Raw genomic sequence first — 10097 nt, forward strand, 5'->3', positions numbered from 1 at the left:
CCGTGGGACACGGTGGAGATCATCACGCCGCCGACGAGCCTCGAGGTCGGTACCCGCGTCGAGTTGCGCACGAAGATCGGCCCGGTCTGGATCCGCATCGTGGCCGAGCACGTGGCCTACGAACGCAATCGCTTCTTCGAGGACGTCATGCGCGAAGGTCCCTTCGCGCGGTGGCACCACAAGCACCTGTTCTTCGAGCACGAGGACGGCTGCCGGCTGCGCGACGAGATCGACTACGCGCCGCCCTTCGGCGTGCTCGGCCGGTTGGTCGACCCGATCTCGGTGCGCCCCAGATTGGCCAAGCTCTTCGAGCACCGGCACGAGGTCACGCGGCGCGAGGTGCTCGCGGCGCGGCCCTGAACGACCTCGAGCGTGTCCACGATTGCCAGTCCGTACGCCATGCGCTTCGACAGGTCCTCGCCCTCGACGAGCTTCTGACCCGACTCCGGGCCGGGCGAGGGATCGGTCACCGGGAACTCCAGGGGCAGGGCGTGTGCATCGAGCGTAGGCAGGCCGGCCGGGGGTTCGGCGTCGGCGGCGGACACGCCACGGAGCCTCGACGGCGCCCCCTCCTTCTCCGTAGATTCGGAGCGACGAACGTCTGCGTCCCGGGACGAGGTGATGCGCCGTGACCGCGCCACGACGTCCGTGGATCGTGCTCTTCTTCGTGCTCGCGTCGGTGACGTCGGCCCCCGGCGGACCGAACGTTCCCGATGCCACGATCGAGATCTTCCACGTACAGAACGCGGGAGTCCTGATCCGAGGAGGCGGCCACTCCGTTCTCGTCGATGCCCTCACCGACCTGACGAGCGAACCGGGCACGCCGCCGCGCCCGTTCGACCGTCTCGCGACGCCGCAACTCCAGGCGCTCCGCCACGGCCGATCCTCCGTCGGCTGCGTCGATCTGGTGCTCGTCACGCACCGTCATCCCGATCACTTCACCGATGCCGTCGTGCGCGACTACCTGGACGCGTGCCCCGACGCCGCTCTCTTCGCGCCCGACGTTCCGGAGTCGACGGAACGGCAGATCGTCGCGTCGATCCCCGTCACGACCCTCGCGCTCGAGCACGTCGCGCTCGGAGACGTGCCTTCGCAGACACCGCACGTGGGCCATGTGGTGCATCTCGGTGCCTGGGACGTCTTCCATTGCGGCGACGCGGCCGGTTCGCGACTGAACGTGGACCGGATCCGGCGCGTGACGACGTCGAGGCGTGCGTTGTTCCTCGTACCGTACTGGTTCCTCGAGGCCGAAGTCTCGCGGACCTGGATGGAGACGCTGGCCGACTCGACTCCGGTCGTGCTCCTGCACGTCGACCCATGGCGTCGACCGCGCGTGCAGCGCCTCGTCGACGACCTCGTCTCGTCGATACCGGGACTCGTGCTCCCGGAGGAACACGCCGACGTCCCGGGGCGCCGTCACGCCTGGACTTCGACGGAGTGACACACCGGCGTCGGTGGGGTCGGGCAGCACGGGCGACCGGATCGGCATCGATCGGCCGATCAGGATCCGACGAAGTCCCGCGGATCGAGCACCGAGTCCGGGAACGACCGCCGCAGCCGCCGGTCGTGACTGAGCAGCCGCAGGCCCATACCCCGCGCGACGGCCACGAACTGACAGTCGTAGGGCGTGGCGTCCGCCTCGAAGGCGAGGTCCAGCACGACGTCGAACGAAGGAAGGTGTTCGGTTCCGTCCATCCACGCACAGGCCCGTCGGTGGAGCGCGCGCGCCGCGTCGAGCGGCAGGCCCGTCTTACGGTGGTGCTCCCACAGCACGCTCGCGAACTCGCTGCGCCAGAGCAACGGAGCGTGCCACTGGTCGTCGCGACGCGCGATCGTCCGAGCGAGTTCGGTGTGTTGCGTGGGCAGGAAGAGATCGACGATCAGGTTCGTGTCGACCGCGATCACAGACGACCCCGACGGATCGCGCGACGGATCTCCGCCGGCGTCATCGGCTCGACCGCATGGGTGGCGTGGAGCGCGTCGACGGCCTCGAGCATCGCGTCCACGTCGGGCTTGTGCGGTGCGAGCGCCGCGTCGAGCAGCACGAGGATCTCGGAGTTCAGACTCCTGCGATTGCTCTCGGCCTGCGTGCGCAGCCGGACGAGCAGTTCCTCGGGCACGTTCTTGAGCGTCAGGTTCGGCATGGTGGTCATGATGCCGCCTCGACGGGAGGCGAGACACCAAAACGGTAGCGAAATGGTACCGTTCGGTCAAGACGCTCCGCGTTCCGCGCGGAGCGTTGGACTTCGCCCGCGCGGAGGAGCAGACTGGTCTTCCGACCCGCGACGTGTGCTCGTAACCGCCGCCCCCGAAGAAGGGGAGCGCCGGAGGATTCCCGTGGTCCGGACCGTTCTGCTCGTCGTGGCTTGTCTCGCCGCCGAGGACTATCCCCTTCCGGCCGGCACCCCCGTCTACGCCATGGCCGACGGTCGGGTGAGCTACTCCGGCCGCATGGACGGGTACGGTTGGCTCGTGGTCATCGATCACCCGCAGTTCGATCTCTACTCGCTGTACGGTCACCTGAGTCCGAGCCGATGGACGATCGAACCGGGCCCGGTGACGAAGGGAGACCGCATCGGATCGATCGGCGATGCGGACGAGAACGGAGGCACGCGGGAACGAACCATGGACCCCCATCTGCACCTCGGCGTGCGCGCGGGTCGACGCGCCGATCATCCCGGCAGCGGGCAGTGGCGTTGGATGGCCGGATGGACCGCGCCCTGCCCCCAGGACCTGGGATGGCTCCAGCCGTCCGCGATCATCGTCGCACAACACGTTCCGGCCGGCGGCTTCGTCGCACCGCACGGCGACTTCTTCGCGAAGTGGGGGATCGAGTTCCTCCTCGGGGTCGTTTGCGCTCTCGTGGCGTTGGGCGTGTCGATCTTCGCGATCCGGCGCAACCAGACGCTCCCGCTCTTCGTGGCCAGCGTGGCCTTGTACGCGATCGCGTGGCTACTCCAGGACCAGACGACACGCGTCGGGATCCTGATCCGCGCACTGTCCGTTCTGCTCGTGGTGATCGCAGCGGTGCGGCTGGCACGGCGGCCGGCTGGCGCGAAGGCGCGCGAGGAGTAGGCAGGCGCGGACGGGTTCGAGGAAGTGCTCGGGCGTCTCGCGATCGAAGATCCGGAACGGTCGGCCGCCTCTTCGTGGTACCCTGCAGCCCCTCGGAAAGCCGGACCCAGCACGCATTCCATCGAGAACCTGTTCATCGGCATCTCCGGAATCATCGGCGCGGGAAAGTCCACGTTGGCGCGGGCTCTGGGCGAGCACCTCGGCATGGACGTCTACTACGTTCCGGTCGCCACAACGAACACCTCGAGAACATCTACCCCGACACCGCGCGGCACAGCTTCGCGATGCAGGTCTACCTGCTGAACCGTCGATTCCAGCAGCACCAGGAGATCATCTGGCGTGCGCGCCCCGCGGCGCGCATGGCACCGCCTCGGTGGGAGATATGGCACCAGAATGATGCCGTCACGGTTCCACGCGGTCGATCGTCACGAACGGGGCGGCGGGCTCCCGCCCGGGCCGTGCCAGCTTGCACAGCGCTGTTCGGTAACCCCGGCGGCGAATCCGTGCTAACGTTCTCGGCTCCCTCCCAGCGCCCGAACCCGAGAAGAGGAAACCACGGTGATCACACGTGCCCGAGCCCGCACATGGCTCGCGCTGACCACGATCTTCGTCCTGACCGTCACCGCATCCGCCGAACACCACGATCACGAGAAGGACATCGAGCAGGCTGTCCTGAACTACGCGAACGCGCTCTACGACATGAAGCCCGAACTGATCGTCGAAAGCGTCAGCCCGAAGCTGCAGAAGGTGGGCTACATGCCTGCGCGGGACGGATCCGGCCTGGTCGAGGACTGGATGACCTTCGAACAGCTCGAGGAACTCGCCGGCCACCTCAACGAAAACGGTATGTTCGACCCGGCGACGTCTCCCCGGGACGTGACGATCCTCCACTACACCGACATGATCGCCACGGTGAAGCTGGACGCTGCCTGGGGCGTCGACTACATCCACCTGTCCCGTAACAGCGGCAAGTGGATGATCATGAACGTGATCTGGGAGATGCCGGCGGCGTGAGGGAAGGAACAGGTCGTCCACGTGGAGTCCATCGTTGATCGGCAGGACCCTCGCCCATTACGAGATCACCGCCCCGCTCGGCCGGGGCGGTATGGGCGAGGTCTACCGCGCCCGCGACACCAAGCTCGGCCGCGACGTCGCGATCAAGATCCTGCCGCGCGAGATGAGCGGCGACCCCGAGCGGATCGCACGTTTCCAGCGCGAGGCCCGCACGCTGGCCACGCTCCAGCATCCGAACATCGCCTCGGTCTACGGCTTCGAGGAGATCGCCGAGGCCCGCTTCCTGGTCATGGAGCTCGTCGAAGGAGAGGATCTCGCACAGCGGCTGGCGCGCGATCCACTGTCGGTGGACGAGGCGATCACGGTGGCGACTCAGATCGCCGCCGGGCTCGACGCCGCCCATGAACGCGGCATCGTCCACCGCGACCTCAAGCCCGCGAACGTCGTCCTGGCGTCCGACGGTGCGGCCAAGGTGCTCGACTTCGGCCTGGCCCGCGCCTACGGCCCCGAGCCCGAATCCCCCGAGGACCTCGACCACTCGCCCACCATCACCGCGGGCATGACACAGGCGGGTACGATCCTGGGCACCGCATCGTACATGAGTCCCGAGCAGGCCAAGGGACGGCCGGTCGATCAACGCGCCGACATCTGGGCCTGGGGCGTCATCCTGTGGGAGATGCTCGCCGGCCGGCGGCTCTTCACCGGGGATTCGGTCAGCGATACGCTCGCCGGTGTGCTGCGTCAGGACATCGACGTCGACGAGCTTCCCGCTGGGACGCCGGCCAACGTCCGCCGCCTGCTGGCCAAGTGCCTCGAGCGCGATCCGAAACGGCGCCTTCGTCACATCGGTGACGCGAGCATCTACTTCGAACAGCCGGACGCGGTCGCCGTGACGACGACCCAGACCGGTCCGTGGAAACCCGTCGCCGCCGTCGCGACGCTCGCCGCCGTCGCTCTCGCCGCGCTCCTCGTGCTGTTCCCGTCCGGCGAATCCGAAGACCGTACCGTCCGGCGCTGGGACTTCGGGCCGACGGCCGACGGCGGCGGCGCGGAACTGCGCGCGAGCATCTCGCCCGACGGCCGCACCATCGCCTACTCCGACCGCGCCGGCGTCTGGGTCCGGCGGATCGACGAACTCGAACCCCGCAATCTGGCGCGCACCGACGGGGCGAGCCAACTCACGTGGTCGTCGGATTCGCGGACGATTCTCTTCGCCGACGGACAGCACGTGTCGCGCGTGGCGGCGACGGGCGGACGCGTCCAGTCCGCGGGCACGGTCGCGTCGGGCGCGGCCGCGGCTTCGGGCAGCGTGGTCTGGAACGACGACGGCACCATCCTGATCACCAACGGCAACAGCGGTATCCATCGGATCACCGCGGCGGGCAACGATGCCGAGGTCTTCGTCGAGGTCGGCGAGGACGAAATGGACTTCCACGAGATCACCGCCGTGCCCGACGGGCGTGGCTGGGTCTTCGTCGTCCACGAACCCAAGGGCCGCTTCGGACGTCTCGATCTACTGACTGCCGACGGCGATCGACGCACGCTGCTCGAACTCGAGAACGACATCTACGACGTCGCCGTCGACCCTGCCGGTTACCTCGTGGTGCAGCAGGCGGGCACCAACGCGGGAATCTGGGCCGCTCCCTTCGACCTCGGAACGCTCGAGCTCACGGGCCGCCTGGCCCTGTTCGCCGCGGGGGGGTCGCGCGCGACCGTTTCGTCCAACGGCACCCTCGTCTACACGCAGAGCGGCGGCGACCTCGAGGGCGAGCTGGTCTGGCTGGACGCACAGGGCAACGAACTGCGGGTGCTCACGACGGTAGCGACGGAGCGACCCTTCCCGCGCCTCTCGGCGGACGGCGGAGAGTTCGTCCTGCCCGTCACCACCGATCGCGGCCGCGATCTCTGGACCTTCGACGCCGACTCCGGAACCGGCCGGCTCCTGCAGCAGACCGAAGCGCTCGAGGACTTCGCCACCTACGCCGAGAGCGGCGATCGGATCTACACCTACGGTCCCACCGACCGCGGCTTCATGATGTCGCGTCTCTCGCCACGGTCGTCCGAACCGGCCGAGGAGCTCACCATCGGCGTGCTCCCCGTCGCGCGCGAGGACCTCGGTCTGCTGTTCCATTCGCGTCCCCGTCCCGGTGGCTTCTTCTTCGAGATCTGCGTGCTCCCGCTCGACGAGCTCGATGCCGAACCGCGCGTCCTCGTCGCCACCGACGACGTCAACTGGGGTGCGGCGCCCTCACCCGATGGACGCTACCTCGCCTACAGCTCGAACGAATCGGGCTCCTATCAGGTCTACCTGACCGACCTACCGAACGCCGACAGCCGCTGGCAGGTGTCGGTCGAAGGCGGCCACTGGCCCCAGTGGAGCGCCGACGGAAAGGCCCTGTACTTCGCACTCGACGACGGCGTCTACCGCGCCTCGTTCGACGGCGACGACGGAGTGCGCGTGGGTCCGCCCGAGGTCCTCTTCGAGTATCCGACCCTGCCTTGGGCTCCGGCCTGGTCGAGCGGCTTCGCGGTCGACGGTTCGGGCGAGCGCTTTCTCGTGGTGCGCAACCCGCGACCCGAGGAGACGGACGCAGTGCGGGTCGTGGTCGTGGAGAACTGGGCAGCGGAGTTCGAGGCGGGGCGGTAGGGGGCAGGGGCTCAAATGTCTGCAGTACTACGGACTCGAGCGCTTCCTCTATCGTCTCTCCCGAGCGCTACACGGAGGACTTCGAGTTCACGAAAACGAGCACCGTCGTTCGACTCTTCTCGATCGGAGTCCGCTTCGTGTCGCGTTCCGAGGCGAAGCGCCTGCTCCACGGCCTCGACCGCTTCCGCGAGGTCGTTCTCGACTTCCGCGGTGTCGAAGGAGTCGGGCAGGGCTTCGCCGACGAGGTGTTCCGCGTATGGGCGCACGCGCATCCGCAGACGACGTTGATCCCGGTGCACATGAATCGGGCCGTGGAGTTCATGGTGCGCAGAGCGCTGTAGGTGCACTCAGACCCCGACCCTCTCCCAGGCCACCCCCTCCCGACCGAAGTGCCCGCCGCTGGCGACGGACTCGAAGCCCGGGACGTCGAGTCCCAGCCGTTCCACGATCGCCGCCGGCCGGAAGTCGAACTCCTTCTCGATCAGGCGCATCGCTCTGGCGGGTGGGCCCGTCCGGAAGGTCTCGACGGCGATCGACACCGGGCGGGAAACGCCGATCGCGTAGGCGGCCTGCACCTCGCAGCGTCGAGCGAGGCCGTGATCGACGACGGTCCGTGCGGCCAGCCGTGCCATGTACGCCGCCGAGCGATCGACCTTCGACGCGTCCTTCCCGCTGAACGCGCCGCCACCGTGACGGGCCAGACCGCCGTAGGTGTCGACCATGATCTTACGGCCGGTGAGACCGGCGTCGGCGGCCGGGCCGCCCAGCGTGAACAGACCCTTCGCGTTGACGCGGACGATCAAGCCGTCGCGATACCAGATTCCCAGTTCCTGAGGCAGCACGACGTCCTTCACGTACTGTTCGAAGGTCTCCCGCTCGCAGTCGTCTGAGTGCTGGACGGCCACGACCACGGACTCGACGCGCACAGGATCGTCGCCTTCGTAGAGCACCGACACCTGGGCCTTTCCGTCCGGCCGCAACCATCGCGGGTCTCCTGCCGCACGATCGCGATCCAGCCTGCGGGTGATCCGATGCGCCAGGGCCAGCGGGAGCGGCAAGCGTTCCGGAGACTCCGACGTCGCATAGCCGAACATCATGCCCTGGTCGCCCGCGCCTTGATCCATCGGGTCCTGCCCTGCGGGCGTCACCAGGTGGTCGATCTCGTGCGACTGCTGGAAGACGATCGGCCGGACCTCGACTCCGTTCGCATGGAAGGGATCGTGGGGATCGCGGTAGCCGATGCGATGGAGGACGTCGCGGACCACGCGCGCCGGGTGGACCTCGGCCTGGCTGGTGATCTCGCCGGCGATCACGACCTGGTCGTGTTTGACCAGCGTCTCGACGGCGACGCGGGCCTGCGAGTCGCCGCGCAGGTGAGCGTCGAGGATCGCGTCCGAGATCTGATCGGCCACCTTGTCCGGATGACCCGCCGTGACGGATTCACTGGTGTAGATCCTACGAGTCTTCGCCATGACGATCCTCCTCGGAGACGTTCTTCCAGGCCGGGGCGGTTCGGTCGAGCACCGCGAAGCATTCCGACAGGCGCACGAGCGCACTCCGGTATTGCTCGCGCGCCAGCTCGAGATCGCGGGCCAGCGGAATGGAGAAGCCGTTGTAATCCTCGACGCGTACGTCGGGACATGCGTGACGGCCGAGCTCGAGGAGCAGGAAGGCCTCGCGTGGCGGGCGGTCGACTCCGTTCTCGTAGGCCTCGACCAGAACCGGGTAGAGGTCACCGAAGATCTCCCGGAGCGTCGCGTCGTCGAGCCCGTCGAGTCGATCCGGATCGCACTTCGACATGGGCGGGTCGGACAGATCGATCCTCCGGTGGAAGAGACCGCCCTCGACGACGGGACCCAGACTGTGGGCACATCCGATTCCGCACTCGACGGAGTCCAGACCGCAGCCGTCGAAGGGGCACTCGTAGGCCCCGCAGTAGCTGCAGCTGTAGAGCTTGTCGGCCACCGTGGCGAACGTCGGCTCGTCGCACATCGGACAGACGAGTTCGCCGACGTGAGCCCGCACCGATTCCCCGACGTCCTCGATGCGGCGGGACCACTCCTCTTCGAGCTCCTCGCCCGCCGCGAGGACGGCGTCGCCCTCGGGTGCGTACCAGCGCCGATACCGCGGAGACTGCGGACAACGGCCTCCCACCGGGATCCGCTCGACGGCAACGAGCGCGGTCCTCGCCTCCCTTGCGGCACGGGTCCAGATCTCCTCTTCGAGGCGGCTCGCGAGCCGCGGGTCGTGGACGAGCTCGTAGAGGACGCGTTCGTCGCGCAGAGGATCGGCCACGCCGAACATCCAGTTGCCGTGCGATCGCACGAGGTCGTGGAGGCGGTCGAACGTCAGGCCCGACGGACGCGGCTGGGCGCGTTCGGCCTGCTCGACCACCGGATGGACGGTGACACTCCAATGCCTGGAGAAGGGTGCGACGGGTCCGCGGGGCTCTTCGTCCCCGAGGACGTCGTCGTCCTCGTACTCGTCGTCGTCCTCGTCCTCGTCGGGATCGAGGTGGCCGGGCAACGGCGCCGTGTGGCATTCGATGCAGGGGAGGAGGTGCTCGCAGTCTTCGTGCGCCCCACAGAGAGGACACCTCGTCCAGCCGCAGAACGAGCAGACGCCGCTCGCGAGCGGATGACTGCAGAGATGGCAGAAGCCGACCTCCAGACGGATTTCGGGCTGGCCCCAGGACTCGACGACGCCTTCGAAGACCGGGCGCATGTAAGGGCTCATCGCACGACCTCCGTCGAGAAGGGCGCATCGATCGTCGCACGATGGCGGTGGAACGGCTCAAAGAGGAACACCATGCCAAGACCTCCAGGGTCACGGGTCATGGTGCCGAAGCGCGGCAGGAGCGAACGAGGCAGACGTCGGTGGACACCGCGGCAGGAAACGAAAACGCCCCACTGCGGTGCACAGCGGGGACGAGCCGTTCGGCGGACTGTCCAACGCTTTAGCACCTTGTTTTACGTGGCGGCAAGCTGATGATCAAATCACCACGTGGCATGTATGGTAAGCGAACGAGGCCGAGTCGACAAGTCGGATTCGTGATGGTCGGCCATCTGTCGGGTGACGACCGGCGGGGTGTCGAACGGTGGGCGGAACGTCGTCGCTCGTGGCCCATGCCGCGCGACCACTTCCGCCGCGGAAGCCGGGATCCCGGAAGTCTCGTCGGGGATGTTCCGCGCGGGAAGCGGGAAGAGGGAGGCACTCACTCCCGCCAGACCTGGCCGGCTCGACGTGCGACGTGCTAGCTTTTCCCGGGTGGCCGTGCCGTCCTCCTTCCCGGGTTTCGACAGTTCGACCACTCCCGGACGTCCCGATCCGAGACGCCACGGCCGCGGATCGTTCTTCCGCC

10 protein-coding genes and 1 riboswitch are annotated in these 10097 nt (G+C 67.9%); of the genes, 6 read left to right on the forward strand and 4 right to left on the reverse strand.

The annotated features are described in order from the left end of the window. Both VKA86_08875 and VKA86_08880 read left to right on the forward strand, forming a co-directional pair. Nucleotides 1-360: SRPBCC family protein (locus VKA86_08875; GenBank protein HKK71319.1), on the forward strand; the 360-nt coding region annotated here is incomplete at its 5' end. 268 nt (nt 361-628) lie between these two features. Then, nucleotides 629-1441 carry an MBL fold metallo-hydrolase gene (locus VKA86_08880; GenBank protein ID HKK71320.1) on the forward strand — a complete coding sequence of 271 codons (813 nt, stop codon included), beginning with the start codon at nt 629-631 and terminating at the stop codon, nt 1439-1441. A 59-nt stretch (nt 1442-1500) separates the two neighbouring features. Here VKA86_08880 and VKA86_08885 read toward each other — a convergent pair whose 3' ends face one another. Continuing rightward, complete coding sequence (locus VKA86_08885; GenBank protein ID HKK71321.1) at nt 1501-1905, reverse strand: type II toxin-antitoxin system VapC family toxin; 405 nt, start codon at nt 1903-1905, stop codon at nt 1501-1503. Further along, nucleotides 1902-2153, reverse strand: coding sequence for an Arc family DNA-binding protein (locus VKA86_08890; GenBank protein HKK71322.1), 252 nt, complete (start codon nt 2151-2153; stop codon nt 1902-1904). Before VKA86_08890 ends, VKA86_08885 begins: the two co-directional genes overlap by 4 nt. Before the next feature lie 184 nt (nt 2154-2337). On the opposite strand from VKA86_08890, the gene VKA86_08895 reads away from it, so the two are divergent. From VKA86_08895 to VKA86_08910, 4 genes are all read left to right on the forward strand, one after another. Beyond that, the gene (locus tag VKA86_08895; GenBank protein HKK71323.1) at nt 2338-3075 is read left to right on the forward strand and encodes a M23 family metallopeptidase; all 738 of its coding nucleotides are present in this window, start codon (nt 2338-2340) and stop codon (nt 3073-3075) included. A 558-nt stretch (nt 3076-3633) separates the two neighbouring features. Continuing rightward, nucleotides 3634-4089, forward strand: a complete 456-nt coding sequence (locus VKA86_08900) for a nuclear transport factor 2 family protein (GenBank protein ID HKK71324.1) — start codon at nt 3634-3636, stop codon at nt 4087-4089. Nucleotides 4090-4123: 34 nt separating this feature from the next. Beyond that, a complete protein-coding gene (locus tag VKA86_08905; protein ID HKK71325.1) occupies nt 4124-6736 on the forward strand; it encodes a protein kinase in 2613 nt (870 codons plus the stop codon). A gap of 137 nt (nt 6737-6873) precedes the next feature. Continuing rightward, nucleotides 6874-7077, forward strand: a complete 204-nt coding sequence (locus VKA86_08910; protein HKK71326.1) for an STAS-like domain-containing protein — start codon at nt 6874-6876, stop codon at nt 7075-7077. A gap of 6 nt (nt 7078-7083) precedes the next feature. On the opposite strand, the gene metK is transcribed toward VKA86_08910, so the two are convergent. Both metK and VKA86_08920 read right to left on the reverse strand, forming a co-directional pair. Then, the gene (gene metK / locus VKA86_08915) at nt 7084-8208 is read right to left on the reverse strand and encodes a methionine adenosyltransferase (GenBank protein ID HKK71327.1); all 1125 of its coding nucleotides are present in this window, start codon (nt 8206-8208) and stop codon (nt 7084-7086) included. Beyond that, nucleotides 8192-9472 (reverse strand): hypothetical protein, encoded by a 1281-nt coding sequence (locus tag VKA86_08920; GenBank protein ID HKK71328.1) that lies wholly within the window; start codon nt 9470-9472, stop codon nt 8192-8194. Before VKA86_08920 ends, metK begins: the two co-directional genes overlap by 17 nt. A 202-nt stretch (nt 9473-9674) precedes the next feature. Then, nucleotides 9675-9749: riboswitch (SAM riboswitch) on the reverse strand. Nucleotides 9750-10097: the final 348 nt, after the last annotated feature.

The sequence above is a fragment of the Candidatus Krumholzibacteriia bacterium genome, from assembly GCA_035268685.1.
GTDB lineage: Bacteria > Krumholzibacteriota > Krumholzibacteriia > JAJRXK01 > JAJRXK01 > JAJRXK01.

Coding starts and splice junctions, on each gene's coding strand:
- VKA86_08890 (HKK71322.1), bottom strand. CDS start 2,153: ATGACCACCATGCCGAACCTGACGCTCAAGAACGTGCCCGAGGAACTG.
- metK (HKK71327.1), bottom strand. CDS start 8,208: ATGGCGAAGACTCGTAGGATCTACACCAGTGAATCCGTCACGGCGGGT.
- VKA86_08920 (HKK71328.1), bottom strand. CDS start 9,472: ATGAGCCCTTACATGCGCCCGGTCTTCGAAGGCGTCGTCGAGTCCTGG.